General features: G+C 31.8%; 18 protein-coding genes and 1 pseudogene. 15 read left to right on the forward strand and 4 right to left on the reverse strand.

Annotated elements, in window-relative coordinates:
- Positions 1 to 226 precede the first annotated feature (226 nt).
- The 4 genes and pseudogenes from ACSBO6_RS04395 (at position 227) to ACSBO6_RS04410 (ending at position 3,257) form a co-directional block, all read left to right on the forward strand.
- Positions 227 to 679: a GNAT family N-acetyltransferase gene (locus ACSBO6_RS04395; RefSeq protein ID WP_498844219.1), complete on the forward strand. Its 453-nt coding sequence runs from the start codon at positions 227 to 229 to the stop codon at positions 677 to 679.
- An 86-nt stretch (positions 680 to 765) separates the two neighbouring features.
- A pseudogene (locus ACSBO6_RS04400) lies at positions 766 to 981 on the forward strand (RtcB family protein); the annotation flags it as partial.
- A gap of 284 nt (positions 982 to 1,265) precedes the next feature.
- Positions 1,266 to 2,225, forward strand: a complete 960-nt coding sequence (locus ACSBO6_RS04405) for an RtcB family protein (protein WP_498844220.1) — start codon at positions 1,266 to 1,268, stop codon at positions 2,223 to 2,225.
- Positions 2,226 to 2,498: 273 nt separating this feature from the next.
- Complete coding sequence (locus tag ACSBO6_RS04410) at positions 2,499 to 3,257, forward strand: 2-phosphosulfolactate phosphatase (RefSeq protein WP_498844221.1); 759 nt, start codon at positions 2,499 to 2,501, stop codon at positions 3,255 to 3,257.
- Between the two features lie 29 nt (positions 3,258 to 3,286).
- On the opposite strand, the gene ACSBO6_RS04415 is transcribed toward ACSBO6_RS04410, so the two are convergent.
- On the reverse strand, positions 3,287 to 4,549 hold the full coding sequence (locus tag ACSBO6_RS04415) for a TolB-like translocation protein (RefSeq protein WP_498844222.1): 1,263 nt from the start codon (positions 4,547 to 4,549) through the stop codon (positions 3,287 to 3,289).
- Between the two features lie 138 nt (positions 4,550 to 4,687).
- Between ACSBO6_RS04415 and ACSBO6_RS04420 the strand changes: the two genes are divergently transcribed.
- A complete protein-coding gene (locus tag ACSBO6_RS04420; protein WP_098845778.1) occupies positions 4,688 to 5,104 on the forward strand; it encodes an NUDIX hydrolase in 417 nt (138 codons plus the stop codon).
- 44 nt (positions 5,105 to 5,148) lie between these two features.
- On the opposite strand, the gene hpt is transcribed toward ACSBO6_RS04420, so the two are convergent.
- On the reverse strand, positions 5,149 to 5,676 hold the full coding sequence (gene hpt, locus ACSBO6_RS04425; protein ID WP_498844223.1) for a hypoxanthine phosphoribosyltransferase: 528 nt from the start codon (positions 5,674 to 5,676) through the stop codon (positions 5,149 to 5,151).
- Between the two features lie 173 nt (positions 5,677 to 5,849).
- Between hpt and ACSBO6_RS04430 the strand changes: the two genes are divergently transcribed.
- Positions 5,850 to 7,388 carry an FAD-dependent oxidoreductase gene (locus tag ACSBO6_RS04430; RefSeq protein ID WP_498844648.1) on the forward strand — a complete coding sequence of 513 codons (1,539 nt, stop codon included), beginning with the start codon at positions 5,850 to 5,852 and terminating at the stop codon, positions 7,386 to 7,388.
- A gap of 106 nt (positions 7,389 to 7,494) precedes the next feature.
- On the opposite strand, the gene ACSBO6_RS04435 is transcribed toward ACSBO6_RS04430, so the two are convergent.
- Positions 7,495 to 8,373, reverse strand: coding sequence for a LysR family transcriptional regulator (locus ACSBO6_RS04435; protein WP_498844224.1), 879 nt, complete (start codon positions 8,371 to 8,373; stop codon positions 7,495 to 7,497).
- 139 nt (positions 8,374 to 8,512) lie between these two features.
- On the opposite strand from ACSBO6_RS04435, the gene ACSBO6_RS04440 reads away from it, so the two are divergent.
- Complete coding sequence (locus tag ACSBO6_RS04440) at positions 8,513 to 9,262, forward strand: SDR family NAD(P)-dependent oxidoreductase (RefSeq protein WP_498844225.1); 750 nt, start codon at positions 8,513 to 8,515, stop codon at positions 9,260 to 9,262.
- 44 nt (positions 9,263 to 9,306) lie between these two features.
- Here the strand turns inward: ACSBO6_RS04440 and ACSBO6_RS04445 are convergent, their stop codons facing one another.
- Positions 9,307 to 9,846, reverse strand: a complete 540-nt coding sequence (locus ACSBO6_RS04445; RefSeq protein ID WP_098845774.1) for a GNAT family N-acetyltransferase — start codon at positions 9,844 to 9,846, stop codon at positions 9,307 to 9,309.
- Between the two features lie 238 nt (positions 9,847 to 10,084).
- On the opposite strand from ACSBO6_RS04445, the gene ACSBO6_RS04450 reads away from it, so the two are divergent.
- The 8 genes from ACSBO6_RS04450 to ACSBO6_RS04485 all read left to right on the forward strand — a co-directional run bounded on the left by ACSBO6_RS04450 (position 10,085) and on the right by ACSBO6_RS04485 (position 16,566).
- A complete protein-coding gene (locus ACSBO6_RS04450; RefSeq protein ID WP_498844649.1) occupies positions 10,085 to 10,441 on the forward strand; it encodes a VOC family protein in 357 nt (118 codons plus the stop codon).
- Positions 10,442 to 10,672: 231 nt separating this feature from the next.
- Positions 10,673 to 11,017, forward strand: coding sequence for an SHOCT domain-containing protein (locus ACSBO6_RS04455; protein WP_498844226.1), 345 nt, complete (start codon positions 10,673 to 10,675; stop codon positions 11,015 to 11,017).
- 42 nt (positions 11,018 to 11,059) lie between these two features.
- Positions 11,060 to 11,971 carry an AEC family transporter gene (locus tag ACSBO6_RS04460; protein ID WP_098845771.1) on the forward strand — a complete coding sequence of 304 codons (912 nt, stop codon included), beginning with the start codon at positions 11,060 to 11,062 and terminating at the stop codon, positions 11,969 to 11,971.
- 124 nt (positions 11,972 to 12,095) lie between these two features.
- Positions 12,096 to 12,599, forward strand: coding sequence for a Gmad2 immunoglobulin-like domain-containing protein (locus tag ACSBO6_RS04465; protein ID WP_180232898.1), 504 nt, complete (start codon positions 12,096 to 12,098; stop codon positions 12,597 to 12,599).
- 331 nt (positions 12,600 to 12,930) lie between these two features.
- On the forward strand, positions 12,931 to 13,599 hold the full coding sequence (locus ACSBO6_RS04470) for a response regulator transcription factor (protein WP_098845769.1): 669 nt from the start codon (positions 12,931 to 12,933) through the stop codon (positions 13,597 to 13,599).
- A gap of 17 nt (positions 13,600 to 13,616) precedes the next feature.
- Complete coding sequence (locus ACSBO6_RS04475) at positions 13,617 to 15,002, forward strand: HAMP domain-containing sensor histidine kinase (protein WP_098845768.1); 1,386 nt, start codon at positions 13,617 to 13,619, stop codon at positions 15,000 to 15,002.
- 176 nt (positions 15,003 to 15,178) lie between these two features.
- On the forward strand, positions 15,179 to 15,640 hold the full coding sequence (locus tag ACSBO6_RS04480; RefSeq protein ID WP_098845767.1) for a hypothetical protein: 462 nt from the start codon (positions 15,179 to 15,181) through the stop codon (positions 15,638 to 15,640).
- Between the two features lie 284 nt (positions 15,641 to 15,924).
- On the forward strand, positions 15,925 to 16,566 hold the full coding sequence (locus ACSBO6_RS04485; RefSeq protein ID WP_498844227.1) for an alanyl-tRNA editing protein: 642 nt from the start codon (positions 15,925 to 15,927) through the stop codon (positions 16,564 to 16,566).
- Positions 16,567 to 16,777 lie beyond the last annotated feature (211 nt).

The following is a 16,777-nucleotide window of genomic DNA, read 5'->3' on the forward strand; positions in this document are numbered from 1 at the left end:
ATAATAGCAAAAATTAAATTTGTTTTTCATCTTCAATATTATTATAAGTTAATCCATATGAAAACCTAAATCTTGGAAATTTAGTAGATGATTTTTTATATTATTAACTTTACAATTTAAAATTACTATTTTTTGTAGATATTGTAACCTAGTTTCGATTAAAGGAAATTTCTGAAATGTACCGAACTAACTAATAGATTAATGAATAGTTTGAAGAGGTGACATGATGGAAGTCGTTCGCGCAAAATCAGAGCATATTTTTGATGTGGCAAATTTATTTAATCAGTACAGAATGTTCTATAAACAAGAAAGTAATTTAAACGGAGCGATTGACTTTATAACGGAACGTATCAATAACAAAGATTCAGTTATTTTCCTTGTGAAAGAGGAAGATCAATCTATAGGATTTACACAGTTATATCCTTCATTTTCATCGGTATCAATGAAAAAGTTATGGATTTTAAATGATTTATATGTAACTGAGACAGCAAGGCAAAAAGGAGTAGCTCAATTGTTGTTAAATGCAGCAAAGAAATTTGCAATCGAGTCGAAAGCAAAAGCATTAGATTTACAAACAGCGATTGATAATAAATCTGCACAAGCTTTGTATGAAAAAAATGGCTATCAAGTTGATAAAGAATTTCTTTCGTATTCTTTAAATTTAGAAAATCTAAAGTAAATCGTCAAAAAAGAACTATTACCAAATGCTTTGAAATAGTTTAATAAAGTTAGACCATAAAAAAACTAAATTAAAGGAGAACAAGAATGCTTACAGTTAAAGGCTCATTTAATGAAGCCAAAATATTTACAGATAATGTGGATCAAGGAGCAATTGGGCAAATTATTGAATTATGTAATCAAGAGTTCGCAAAACGTTCTAAAATTAGAATTATGCCTGATACTCACGCAGGAAAGGGATGTACGATTGGGACGACAATGACGATTCAAGATAAAATCGTTCCAAATCTCGTTGGGGTTAACGAAATCGGCTCCAACGTAAAAAAACTCGCTCAATTGCTGGAAACCCTAACGTGAAATATAGTCGAGGGCAATCAGCAGCCAGAGGTTATGGTGACATAGTCAAATGGTTCAGAGACTTGCACGTTGTTAGCAGACGATTGTGCAGAATTATTCTACTTACTAATGATAGATGGAATAATTAACACGGCGAGCCTACATGAGGAGCTGCATACTCCGATAATTGTAGAGAAGGTATAGTCCACTCTCTAAGAAATTAGAGGTTAAAGTACGATATTGGTTGTGGAATGGAAACAATAAGAGTTTCACAAAAAGAAATCGATTTTCAAAAGTTAGATGCAGTCATTCGTAAACATGTTCCATCAGGGTTTTCAATTCGAAATAATAAACACGAATTTGTGAAGAAAGTTGACTTTTCGAAGCTATATTGTTTTAAAGAACTAAATGAAACAAGAACAAAACTTAGCTTAGGATCGCTTGGTGGCGGAAATCATTTTATAGAATGCAATGCTGATGAAGACGGGAATATTTATTTTGTTATTCACTCTGGTAGCCGAAATTTAGGTAAAGTTGTAGCGGAGTTTTATCAGAAAAAGGCGTATGAATTGTTAAAGAGTCAGGCAGAAAATCGTTCAAAAGTCATTCAGCAATTAAGGGATGAGGGCCGTGAGAAAGAAATTGAGGCAGCATTAAAAAACCTACCTTCACAATATATTCCAAAGGATTTAGCTTATTTAGAAGGAGTTTGGTTTGATCGATATATGCATGACATGGCAATTGCACAAGAATATGCTTTATGGAACCGCAAAGCAATGATGGATGAAATCGTAAGGAATATGGATTTAACGGTTGTTGAACAATTTACGACCGTTCATAATTATATTGATATCGAAAAAATGATTCTTCGTAAAGGAGCGATTTCTGCTCAAAAAGGTGAGAAAGTATTGATTCCAATCAACATGCGTGATGGTAGTTTGATTGCAGTCGGAAAAGGAAATCCAGACTGGAATTATTCAGCTCCTCATGGTGCAGGTCGAATTCTCAGTCGTTCAAAAGCAAAAGCAACTCTTTCACTAGATGAGTTTAAAGAAACAATGAAGGATGTTTGGAGTACTTCAGTTTTAGAGAGTACGCTTGACGAAAGTCCGATGGCTTATAAGGAAATGAAAGAAATCATTGAAAATACTAAAGATGCCATCGAAGTCATAAAAATCATTAAACCACTTTATAATTTTAAGGCAAATTAAATCGATTAGATAACAAACTGAAGCCACCTATAGGGTGGCTTCAGACTGTTGAAATAAAACATTGTCAATATAGAACAACAAATGTCTAAGTATATATTTTTTAAGCAAAAATTTAACTCATAACAGGTTCATGAGGAAGTAAACCAGCGGTATGTTCTTTTCCAGAATAAACTACACTGCAATCAGTCTGAAAAATTTACTTACATATTGATGCAATACTTTAAAAAGAGTCTTGCTTTTTCTATGTATAAGATTATCAAGGGGGCAAAAAAAATGTTTGATCAATCTAATTATGAATGCCGTGTAGAATGGGGAAAAAGGGGGGCAAGAGAAGCAGCTAAGCGCGGGGATATTACAATTATTGTTGATGTTCTTAGTTTTTCATCGACTGTTGTTTCAGCAGTATTTCAAAACGCAATCGTCTATCCATATCCACCAAATTTAGATGGAAAAGCTTATGCTAAAAAGATAGGAGCGGAGTATATATTAGGAAGAAATGAAGCGGCCGTTTTAGGGAAGGCAACACTTTCACCGGTCTCATTTAATGAACGTCATGCCAATAATAAATTTGTTTTATGTTCGCTAAATGGGGCATTTTGTTCATGGATTGCTTCAAAGGTGCCAGCGTTATTGATTGGTTCTTTATTAAATGCGTCTTCGGTAGCGAGATTTGCTAACCGTCTAAAAAACGAAAAAAGTGTTAATATTACAGTCATTCCGTGTGGTGAGGTTTGGAATGATTTACATGAAAATGAGGATGCACTACGACCTTCTATTGAAGATTATTTAGGAGCAGGAGCAATATTAGCAGAGTTAGAAGGAACAAAATCACCTGAAGCGGAAGTCTGTATTGGTGCATTTCTTCACTCGAAACATAAAATAAAAGAATTGATTTGGGAATGTGGAAGTGGAAGAGAGCTGAGAATGAAGGGCTTTGAAGATGATGTTATGCATTGTAGCCAATTAAATCATTTTAACGTAGTACCGGTTTTACACAATGATTGCTTCGTTAATAGCCTTGAAATGGAATAAGGATGAAACTAAATTCATCCTCATCTTTTTTACCGCTCAAAAATAGCGTATGAACTAACATTTTTTAATAAAATTTTAGGTTTACTACCATCTAGATTGGCGATCCATACGTTACCGACAACATCTAATTCCCCTTTTCTTGTCCACATTATTTTATTAGTGGTCTTAGAGTAGACTGGGTTATAATCCCCCTTTCCAACTGGTGGATTAGTTATTTTCAGTTGTTTATGAGTAGAAAGATTGATCACGTTTAATGACGGTTTTGGGCGTTTCTTTTCATCATTTGACCACTCACTTTCTTTTACTCTTGATACTACAATTGATGTGTCATCACACCATGTAAATCCTAATTCAGCATAGTGTGGTGGTGTTAAATTTGTAGATGTAAATGCTGGCATTTCAGTAATATTCATCTTTTTATTTTTGTATCCGGAAACCAATCTTCCTCCACCTGCAATGTATCCTAATATATTTTTATTTTGGGCCCATTTTGGATTATCTAAATGTAAAATAATTTCATCTTGAACTTCAAAAACCTTTCCATCTGAAGAAATGATACATAGCATGTCGCTATCCATAGACCAAGAAGCTGTTGGATTAACGATAAAAGAGATCCATTTTTGATCAGGTGAAAATTGAAATGTTGACGCATTTATAGACGGAATGGAGGTATTTCCTTTTGTTAATGTTTTCGGAACAACAAAAAATTGTTTTACATTGTTTGTTACACTAGTAATATTTTTTAAATCATTTGGTAAATTGATTTTATATAAAACTGGATTTGTCCAACCGTCTGGATTTAGCGCTGCTGCTGATGAAGCTATAAAACCTTTACCGTTTGGAGTCCAATTATAATCATCCACACCTAGTGCAATATTGTAAAAATTATTAAAATCAGAAACATTTAATACACCGCTATCTAAAAAAGCAAAAATATTTTTAGTAGGAGACCATTTTGGATTCTCACCATCGAAAATAATTCTTTGTTCTTTTTTTGTTTTCATATTATAAATCCATATTTCTGACCGAGTAGGATAAGATGCGGTAGGACCAGTAGGTATTTCTTTTTGGTACATTAAATAATTTCCATCAAATGACCATTTTGGTTGATTCGTATAAACCCCTTTTGCTTTTGTTATTTTTTCCTCTTTATTATTTATTTTTATCCATACGAATCCATCGCGAACAAACGCAATTTTTAATGGGTTAGCACTTGTAGTATCGGCGTAACTAAAGTTCGGAAAAATCAAGCAAACAACGATCAAGAAAATAAGTAGTAATTTGCGATTCATAAATTCACCCCGTTTTACTAAATTTGCTTTATTTTTCCCAAGAAATTATCTAAATATCAAAAGGTGAATGTTCAACAGCCTAAAACATTAATGCTCGAGTAGATAAGGTATAAAAAGTAAAAAAAGAGGTGGCTTTTCATGGAGAAATGGATTGGAGCAGCTGGAATTTGTATCAATCTTAAAGGGCAAATCTTAATGGTTCTTCAAGGGAGGCCAGATGAAAAAAAGCGTTGGACTGTTCCATCAGGCGGTTTAGAAAAAAATGAATCGATTGAAGAGTGTTGTAAAAGAGAGGTACTCGAAGAAACAGGATATGAAGTTGAAGTAATTAAGCAATTGCTTATAAAAGAAGGTATCTCATATGGTTTTCAAGTAGAAGTACATTATTTTGAGGTTGAAATTATTGGTGGTGATGCCAAAATTCAGGATCCGGATCAACTAATATATGAAATTGCTTGGAAATCAGTTGATGAAATTTTTGAATTAGAACTTAGTTTTCCTGAGGATCGAAACTTATTAATCGACTTGATTAACAAAAAAGTTAATAAGCAATAAAAAAGCCGTTTGATAAAAATATCAACGGCATGTTTTTGATTAGTTTAATATTCTTCTACAGTTGCGATATACGGTAGGTTTCGATATTGCTGTGCATAATCAATTCCATAACCTACGATAAATTCATCTGGAATGACAAAACCTACATAATCAACTGGTAAATCGATTTTTCTTCTTTCGGGTTTATCTAATAAAGTACAAATCTTAATTGATTTTGGCTTGTGCATTTGAAGATGGTCACGTAAAAAGTGCAATGTTAAACCACTATCAATGATATCTTCAATTACAACAACGTTTTTATCAGTAATATTTTCATCTAAATCTTTTAATAGTCTTACTTTTCCAGTTGATTCCGTTTGGTTACTATAGCTGGAAACAGAAATAAAGTCTACGTTAATATTACTCTTCATTTCACGAACTAGATCAGCTGCAAATACAAATGATCCCTTTAAAACAACTATAAGGATTAGTGGTTCGTTATTAAAGTCTTGTTCAATTTGTTTTGCAAGTTCTTTTACCCTATTTTTTAAATCAGTTTCAGAAATTAAAGTGTCTTTAATTCGATAAGCCATGTATATTACCCTCTTTACTAATTATTAACTACTTTTTTACTTTGTTAGGTGAGCATTCATCATTATCTCCATTTTAACTATATTTACTAATTTGTAGTATTTAAAAGTTAGTTTAATGAACATTCATCAATTTGGTAATAATAACCACATAACATAAATGGAGGTATCCAATGATGAATGAAAAGATTGATTATAATGGCTTGCCGAAGCACTCAAAGCCAATATGGAGAAGTGGACTAAATATTCCTACTTTTGAACCATATAATGATGACGCAGAGTTTGATGCCGTAATCGTTGGTGCCGGAATAACGGGTATTTCAACCGCTTATTTTTTAACGCAAGCGGGTATGAAGGTGGCTTTACTTGAAGCGAATAAAATTATAAATGGAACAACTGGTCATACAACAGCAAAAGTAACGGCACAGCATGATTTAATATACGACGAGCTAATTCAACATTTTGGGTTGGAAAAAACAAAAATCTTTTATCATTCTACTAAAAATGCGATGGACTTTATTAGGAAATATACGAATGATAACCAAATAGATTGTAATTATGAGGTCCAAGATGCAACAATTTATACGACTTCAGATGATTATGTAAGAAATTTAGAAAATGAATTGAAAGCCTATCAAAAGATAGGAATTGACTCATTTGGAGCAGTAAAAACATTATTACCTTTTGATACAAAATATTCAATTACAATGAGGGATCAGGCTCAGTTTCACCCACTAAAATATTTGATTCATTTATTAAAAGCTTCCATTGAAAACGGATTAAAGGTTTATGAAGAAACTGTAGTCATTGATGTTGAAACAGGCAATAGTCCAGTTGTAGTCACTCAAAGTGGTAGAAAAATTAAATGTAAGCATGTTGTTAGTGCATCCCATTTTCCTTTCTACGATGGTAATCAATTGTTTTTTACGAAATTACATGCTGATCGTTCATATGCCCTAGCTGCAAAAGTAAAAACAGCATATCCAGGGGGCATGTACATAAGTGCGGAAAATCCAAAAAGGTCTCTAAGATCATTTAAATATAATAATGAAGAATTAGTACTAATAGGTGGGGAAAGTCATAAAACTGGTATAGAAACTCGTACAATGAGTTTTTATGAAAATTTAAAGCTATTTGGTGAAGAAACTTTCGGAATTGAAGATGTAAAATTTAGATGGTCTGCCCAAGATTTAATCACTTTAGATAAAATGCCTTATATTGGCAGACTATCATCAAAACATCATAATATTTACGTTGCAACAGGTTTCCGTAAATGGGGCATGACAAGTGGGACTGTCTCTGCCCAGTTAATTAGTAATTTAATTTTAGAAAAAGAAGCAGTTGATGCTGATGTGTTCACTCCTTCGAGATTTCAAGCAGATCCTAGTATCAAACATTTCTTAATGCAAAACCTAGATGTAGCAAAACATTTAATCGAAGGAAAATTAGAACCCGTTTCTAGAAAAATAGAAGAGTTATACAATGATGAGGGCTCAGTAGTAACACTAGATGGGAAAAGAGTTGGAGCATATAAAGATGTAAATGGGAAAGTTCATTGTGTAGACACAACATGTACTCATTTAGGTTGTGAGGTCGAATGGAATAATGGTGAAAAATCATGGGATTGTCCTTGCCACGGTTCAAGATTTTCAATTTATGGTGACGTTTTAGAAGGGCCAGCCGATCAACCTTTAAAACAAGTATTTGTTCAATAGCTTTAATCTTTAAGATGATGAGGGATTTCTCAGGTGAGTGAGAGATCCCTTTGCATTGTTTCGTATTCATCCCATGCAGTTTTAACCCAATAAAAAATTCAAACTTTTAAATTTCTAAAGACAATCTATTCAAAAATGTCTTAGCAATTTGTGATGAAAACTTTCCATCGTGTCGAACCCAAACATAATGAATAGGTAAATAATTAGGCAATTTAATTTCAATCGGAACAAGGCCTTTATTTTTTAAAAATGAAAAGTCTAAACCGATTGTTATGCCTAAACCGCTCACTACCGCATTTTCAATAGCGAGCGTATTATTCGTTGTAAATAAAATATTTGTCTTTCCAAATATAGAAATATATTCTTCTACGAAATTTTTGATAATTGGATCGTCATAAAGAATTAGCGTTTCTTGTTGCAGTTTTTCAGGAGAGAGCGATTTTAAAGAAGATAAGGGAGAACTTGAGCTAACTCCAACAACCATTTTACCTTCTAGTAATCTTTCGTATAGTAATCCACTGTTTTTAGGAATGATCTCCTCGGACACAATTAAGCCTATATCAATTTTGTGGGACTGTAAATTTTCGATAATTTCATTAGGGCCCCTTTCAAAAATTTCTATTTTTACATTCGGAAAGTCTTGTTTAAAACGAGATACAGTATTAACAAGTAGGTGAGTTGGGCCAGGTATCGTTGCAATTCTAAGTTCACCAGATAAAGTATTTTTAAAATCATTTGCTTCTTCTTTTAACTCATTTACTTTCATTAAAATTTCAGTTGCTTTTGCAATAATTACTTTTCCTTCTCTAGTAGGTATAGCACTTTGCCCCCTTGAGCGCGTGAAAAGTGATACACCTAATTCGTTTTCTAACATTGAGATTGATTGGCTAATTGCAGATAAAGTGATGTGTGATTTTTGGGCTGCCAAAGTTAAAGATCCCGATTTTGAAACCTCTATAATATATTGTAATTGTTCAAGATTCATTTTTTTCTCCTAATTAAGTTTTAGTGAATTATTAGTAAGTATAACTAAATTTTATTTAATATGAAAGGTTGTTAAAATGAAGTTGTAATAAAGATCTATGCTTAAAAAATCATTTATTAGATCTTAAGGGGGAAAAATAATGAAAACAAAAAGAGTAGCAGTAATTACAGGTGGAGCTAGTGGGATTGGGAAAGAAACCGCTTTAAAGTTTGCAAGAAAAGGTGATCAAGTTGTAGTTGCAGACTTTAATGAAGAACTAGGAAAAGAAGTAGTTGATTTAATTAAAGCTGAAGGTGGAGAAGCATTATTCGTAAAAACGGATGTTTCTAAATTTGAGGATATTGAGAGTTTAGTTGAAAAAACAGTTGAAACATTTGGCCGTATCGATGTGATGTTTAATAATGCAGGGATTGGTGCGAATTCACCATTAATTGATATGAATTTAGAAGTTTATAACAAAACAATAGGCGTTAATCAACACGGAGTTGCATATGGCATTATGGCAGCTTCACGTAAAATGAAAGAGTTAGGGATAAAAGGTGTCATTATAAACACGGCATCTGTATTCGGATTTTTAGCATCACATGGTACTTTTGCTTATCATGCAACGAAGGGCGCTGTCATTATGATGACGAAATCAGCAGCTCTTGAATTAGCTGAATATGGTATACGAGTTGTTGCAGTTGCACCTGGAGCAGTTGATACGCCAATTATCCAAGGATATAAAGACAAAGGGATTATTGATATGATGAAAGCAAAAGTAATGGGCAATAAATTGACTCAACCAGAGCAAATTGCAGACACAGTTTACTTACTTTCTTTAGAAGAAGCAAGTGCTATTAACGGTAGTGTCGTAATGGCAGACGAAGGGTATGCATCATTCAAATAAATAAAATTAAGGCTGTCTAACAATAAAATTAGGCAGCCTTTTAGTTAAATTTGCTTATATTCCATCACATAACAATCTCTATATTCGCCTTCATGTAACTCATGTTTCGGAAGTAATCGAACTTTTTTAAATCCACATTTTTCATAGCATCTAATGGCACGTGCATTCCATGTTTGTGGATCTACTACCACTTTCATTGCGTTTTGATTATTTACTAAGAAATTCACCATTGATGAGACAAGTAAACTTCCAATCCCTCGATTCCAAAAATTAATTTCGCCAATAAATTGATCCATTCCGTAAATAACCTCACTTGTATTATCATAACCATATTCAATTTTGGATTCATCGTCTAGTTTATAAAATTGTAAGTAGCCTATTTCAATATTTTCATAAACTACAATACACATTTGAATAGAAGGATCTTTAGTAAAAAAAATACGTTTAACTTTTGCAGCGTTGAATGGATTATCACGGCCTTCATAATATTGTAAAACTTTTGGGTTCGAAAGCCATTTTGCAAGAAGGGGAATATCACTTTCTTGTAATTGACTAATAGTAAGTTTATTTGATTGGAATATCATGTACAAACAAACCTCCTTACATGTTAAATGATTGTCATTAAATCATATCATCTTAGAGAAAATCTTGATAAGTTTAAAAGTCGGAATTTTTTAAAAAATAAATAACTTAATGCTAAAATATAAATAATTATAAATTACATTAATCTGGTAGGAGGAGAAAAGCGGTGATTAAAAGTATATATGAAATTCATTTAGAAGTGGGTTTTACGAAAAACTAGGTATTAAGCTTGCTCACAAAATTGAGAAAAGAAGAGTAGCTTTCTTTTTTATTGGTGAGGACAAACAAATGCTCGGAATATGGGAAGTAGAGAAAGGAAAGGAATTTCACAAAGGTCACTTCGCTTTTGGGGTAAGTCTACATGAACTAGAGAATAGTATTAAATGGTTAAAAGAGAGAGGTATTCAACCAACTGAAAACTTTTTTGGACTAGATCCAATTGAACCTGTTGTACATACTTGGATGCCAGCAGCAAGTGTATATTTCCAGGATCCTGATGGAAATAGTTTAGAATTTATTACGCTGCTTGATGGTGAATCTGTAAAAACAAGTGAAGTTCTCTATTTAAGTGAATGGAAAGAAAAATATTCAAAATAACTCTATTGATATTTTTTTCTTTAAATGGTGTGAAATCAATCTATACACCTGCCAGATAATAAGTGTAAATAAAAATCACTTAATTTGCTCGTTTTTTATTTTTACAATTGGTATTTAAACATAATTTGTCGAATATAGTTATTCCGAAAGCAAAATAATATTTTATCAAATTTACCGTCAAAGCTTCTATTTCATTCAGTCATTAATTTTCAAATGAAAAGAGGGGGAAATTTGAGAAAGATTCGAGTTAAACCAAGTAAAGGGCAGTCTTTTTTAGGTTTTTTGATTGGGGTAGTTTTTATTGTCCTCGGTTTTACCATTGTAATACCAAAAGCTGGATTGTTCGGATTGATATGGACCGGAGTTGCTCTAATGATTACGATTATTAATGGATATAACGTGTTTAGTGATCGTGGTATATCAAATGATAAAGTTAATGTTGAAGAGTATATTATGAGTGAGAAATTGGACTTTGAAGTGAAACTTCGTAAATTAAATAAATTAAAAAATGACGGGGTAATCACTGATATTGAATTTCAGAAACAAAAGGAAAAAATTTTTAACCGGGATATGTAGAGCAAATTATAAGCGGTTGATCATCTGAAAGAAGGAAAAGAGATGGTAATAAAATTACTACTAGAAGTTATGCTACCTCTATTTTTTTATGTTTTATTAGGTTATTTCTTTAATCGATTTTTTAAACTTAACTTGCGTACTTTAACAACCCTCTTAGTTTATTTATTTCTTCCAGTAGCAGTATTTATGAAAATATATGATAGTCCGTTATCTGGTAAAGTTGCAGGGATTGTTTTATTTTACTTAGTTATTCAATTTGTCCTCATGTCCATAATTTCGACATTAATATGTAGATGGAGAGGAATTGAAAAATCTATGCAAGGTAACTTTACTAATAGCATCGCATTAAATAATTCAGGAAATCTTGGATTACCAGTAAATGCGTTAGTATTTAAAAATGATCCTTTTGCATTGAGTATTGGCGTTTTAATCGTTTTGTTTCAAAATATCATGACATTTACTGTTGGGGTATATAATGCAGAGGCTTCAGTTAAAATGAAAGAAGCAATTATAAAAATGCTTAAGCTACCAATCATATATAGTGTAGCAATTGGCTTTATCCTGCAACTCTCTCATGTGAAATTAAATCATGAAGTGGTTACCATTTTAAATCCGATTACTGAATCATTCGCCCCATTTGCGCTACTTACACTTGGAGCTCAATTAGCTGAATCGGGGAAAGAAATTAGCTGGAACAATTTAGCGATTAGTAACTTCTTAAGATTAATTGGTGGTCCGATTATTGCATTTGCTCTCATAAAAATTTTCGGTTTTGAAGGCGTAGTTGCAAAAGCCCTCTTTATAGGTAGTGCTTTTCCAAGTTCAAGAAACAGTGCATTACTATCATTCAAAGGTCCGTACGCAAGTTTTGCAGCACAAACGGTTATTACTTCAACGATATTAAGTAGTCTAACTTTACCAATTGTAATCCAACTTGCTAATACGTTTTATTAATGTGTTTAAAAATTCATTCCAATTGCTAGAAGCACCTCGGTTTTCCTTAAATTAAAAATAAATGTTTGATTCAAAAATAATATTTACACTGCATCAATAAATTAATTTAGGGGTGATGAATAGAATGAAAAGATTATTATTTATTGGACTCATAATTTTAAGCATATTCTGTTTTACAAGCTGTCAGTCAAGTGACTACGGTAAAAAAGATGATCAGTCATCACATGTTGATACGGGAAAAACACCAGATAAAGGTAATCAAAATCCGCCTAAAAAGGATGAAACAAAGCCACCCGTTAAAGTTTTTACACCAGTTGAAAACGATGCATTTAAAGTAACTTCAGTCGCAAATGACTCAACTAGCGAAAATGTATTAATTGTTGAAGGGAAAGCTCGTGTTTTTGAAGCAACATTTTTATATCGAATAGAAGATGGTCATAATGTGTTAGCGGAAGGTCATACAATAGCTGACATGGGAGCTCCTGAATGGGGGAACTTTAAATTAGTCATTCATTACGATCAACCAACTAGTCCAAATGGAGTGCTTACACTATATGTAGCAAGTGCAAAAGACGGCCAATCAGAAAATATACTAAACATTCCGATTCAGTTTCCTAATTATAAATAAGTAAGGAAGATGAGGTAGTGAGAATCAAATTGCTTTTTAGTATGAAAATGACTTTAGCAAATGCTAAAGTCATTTTTTTTGAATTAATAAAAAGCTTTTACCAAATATATTCTTAAATAAATTTTAATCGTTTTCAAGTGGAATTATTAGAAAATGTACACAATAGGTAGTATTATCAAGATAATTAAGTTAAAGTATTAAAAAATTCTAATAAAACTCTAATTGAATTTTAAAATATTCATAAAGCCATTTTCATCTTAAACAGATATCCTTATACAATACAAATAATAATTTTATAGATGTTATTATAAAAAAAAGAGGGATAAAATATATGAAAAAAATATTAATTATAGAAGATGAGAAAGAATTAGCAAATTTTATACGATTAGAATTAGAATATGAAGGAAATGAAGTTCATATTTCAAATGATGGTAGAGACGGATTAAACCAAGCGATTGACCAAGAATTTGACTTAATCTTGCTTGATTTGATGCTTCCTAATTTAAGCGGAATTGAAGTTTGTAGACGAATTAGAGCGCATAAAGACACACCAATTATTATGATTACAGCAAGAGATAGTGTTTTTGATCGAATTTCTGGATTAGATAGTGGTGCAGATGATTATATCTCAAAACCATTTGTTATTGAAGAACTTTTAGCTCATATGCGAGCAATTTTTAGACGAATCGACCGTTCAACAAATTTACACTGCTTAAAATTCAAAGATTTGTCTCTAGATTCTGCAGCTCGAGTTGTGAAAAAAGATGAAACGATCATCGATTTAACTAAAAAAGAATTCGATTTATTGTATTTATTAATGAGTAATGTAAATCGTGTATTAACTAGAGAAATATTATTAGAAACTGTATGGGGCTATGGCTCTACAATTGAAACAAACGTAGTAGATGTTTATATTAGCTACTTAAGAACAAAACTAGATGATAAGAATAATACCTATATTCATACTGTAAGGGGTACAGGGTATGTAATGAGGATGTAGAGGTGAATTTTACCTTGATGAATAAGCTTTCGATTAGATGGAAAATAACAATTACAATCGCTGTGCTTATGTTTGTCATATTTACAGTATGTAATCTTATTCAATCTGCTTTAATTCAAATGTCTGTAATGAAACAGCAACAACTTCGAATTGAAAAAAGATTAAATGAAGCGTCAGCTTATTTAGATGAAGAGTACAAAACAAAGAAAGTAAATGCTAACTCATTAGTAGAAAACAAAGTGTATTTTGAAAAAATTATACAAAATAATGAAATGATTCGATTATTAGATAAAGATGGAAAAGTAATTTTTACAGTTTCTAGAAAAATGCCTAAAATTCATATTAATAAAAATGACTTCGGAGAAATCCAAAAATATAGGTTGCACAATCAAGAAATATTAATTAATAGTAAGTCGTTACATTATAAGAATTTTGACGGTGTTATAGAAGTTGCGATGAATGTAGAAATCTTTTCGAAATTAATTAAAGAAGCTTTCATGATTTTTATTCTGGGAACAACGATTTCGTTAATTTTAAGTATATTAAGTGGTTATTTCTTATCTAAAAAAATATTAAATCCTATTAAAAATTTAAACCAAACAATGATTAAAATAAAAAATAATCAATTAAAAGAGCGAGTTTTTGTAGGAGAAACAAAAGATGAGCTGGCTGAACTCGGTCTACTCTTTAACGAAATGATGGACGAGTTAGAGACATCAATAACAAGGCAAAAGCGATTTGTTGAAGATGCTTCTCATGAATTAAGAACACCACTAGCAATCATTCATGGTCATTTATCACTCGTTAATCGCTGGGGGAAAAAAGACGAATCTGTTTTAGAAAACTCATTAAATACTTGTATTAATGAAACAAACAGAATGATTATCTTAACGAATGAACTGCTACAGTTGACGAAGCTTGAGAAATATAGTGAAAAACTCGAACAATATGCGCCAACCAATATTAATGAAGTATTAAACGAAATCATAAGCAATTATCAGCTATTACATGAAGATTTGGAAATTCGCTTCCATACTCCTAATCAAATTGTCGATAAAGCCAATATCGCAAGAGAACATTTAATGCAAATATTAATTATATTGTTTGATAATGCAGTTAAATATAGTAAAGAACACACCATTATCGACATAGCTACAGCACAAGTTGCAAACAAAATTGAAATTCAAGTGAAAGACAACGGAATTGGTATTAAAGAAGAAGATATCAATCATATATTTGACCGATTTTATCGAGCAGATAAAGCAAGAAGTAGAGCGAATGGCGGTAATGGTTTAGGTTTATCAATTGCAAAAAACCTAATTGAAAATTATAGTGGAAATCTACAAATTACAAGTGAAATTGATGAAGGCACAACTGCCATTATTACAATAAATACGATTTAAATAAGATGGTGTATTTAAAAGAAGTAAAACCACAAGATTGCTACAGGATCTTGTGGTTTTTTATTTAGTAATTAGTGAAAGCATTCTCTATTCTCATCAATATAATAGTGAAGCAAGGTATTTTATGATAAAGTTGAATTAAAAGAAAATTCTTTTAATTTGGAGGGAGTACAAAGATGAGCTTTGTTAGTATTGCGATAAATAATGCAATTATGATTGAAAGTCTACGTAGTGCTGGTGTAGAAAACATTCAGTTAATAAACGCAATGAAAGAAGAGAATTTCGAGTTTTTAAATCAATATGGTAAAGGTTTTCCTGATTGGCAAACATTAATAAATCTGTACAAAAACAGTGAAGAAAATTTTAATAAAATAGTTAATGATGGCTATCAAATAAAATTTCTAACAAAAGGATCCTTAATGACTTTATTAAGATATAAATTTGGAATTGAAGTTGAAAAAGATTATGAAGATATTGGAACTGCCATACAAGGAGTTTATTTATCTGAAGAAGCAATTGATTTAATTAAGCATACGCTTTCTGCAAATTGGAAATTAAGTACATATGTTGATGGAAAAGATGGGCTTAAAAAAGTGCGTATTGAATTAGTCAAAGGTAGTGAAGTTATTACAAAGTAAGTTTAGAAGAGGAACAATCTGTATTGTTCCTTCAGACTGCCCGAAAACGCTCGCTTTCTTCGTTGCTTCGCCTGTCTGCGGTGCTCATTACCGTCTAGGGTAACTTAAGCTCCTCACCAGGCTTCGCGCCTCGAAAGACAAGCGCTTGCAATCAGTCTGAAAATCAGATTTTTTGTACTTTGTCGACACACTGGTGGGGCAATTTATATTGTTTCTTTTTTTACTCACTGGAAACCGTTTAATGGAAATGACATTCACAACAAAAAAGAATAAGGGGTAAAACGATGTGCGTAAAAAAACTTTTTTGGGAAGATCCTTATCTTGCTAAAACTTCTGCAATTGTTACGGAAGTGGAGGGTAGTGAAGTTACTTTAAATCAAACTATTATTTATGCTTTTTCGGGTGGCCAACAATCAGACGCTGGGAGAATTGGAAATTATGAGGTGATTGAAGCTAGGAAGAACGGATTAGATATTATCTACACTTTACCTGAAATTCATGATCTTCAAAAAGGACAAGAAGTAGTGGTTGAAATCGATTGGGAGAAACGATATCGAATAATGAAGCTACATTTTGCGGCAGAAATCATCTTGGAGCTAATGTATCAAAACTATAATAATCCAGAAAAAATTGGAGCAAATATTACTAGTGATAAAGCTAGAATTGATTTTTATTGGGATGGAAAAATCTCTGATACATTCCCATTTTTAGAGAAAAAAGCAAAGGAGCTCATTGATGCGGATTTGGAAATAATTAGTGAGTTTGATGATTTAAAAAATCAGAGAAGATATTGGGAAATCAAAGGCTTTGGTAAAGTTTCGTGCGGTGGGACACATATTAAAAGAACAGGAGAAATTAAAGATATAAAGCTAAAACGAAACAATAAAGGTGGCGGGAAAGAACGGATCGAAATTTATTTAATTTGATTATATTAATATATTATTTAGAAAGACGATTTAAAAGGTTGAGGTAATGACTTTTTGAATCGTCTTTTTTATGTAATTTTTTATTAAATCTAGAACTTTATCAAATTGACACAATTTTACGGTGGAAATATGTCGAAAAAAAGTAAAAAATAGACAATTCCTTACTAAATATGGATAAAAATGTCCCAATTGACTGAAAAATATAAAAAAA

The sequence above is a fragment of the Bacillus sp. AL-1R genome, assembly GCF_052180195.1.
Classification (GTDB): domain Bacteria; phylum Bacillota; class Bacilli; order Bacillales; family Bacillaceae_G; genus Gottfriedia.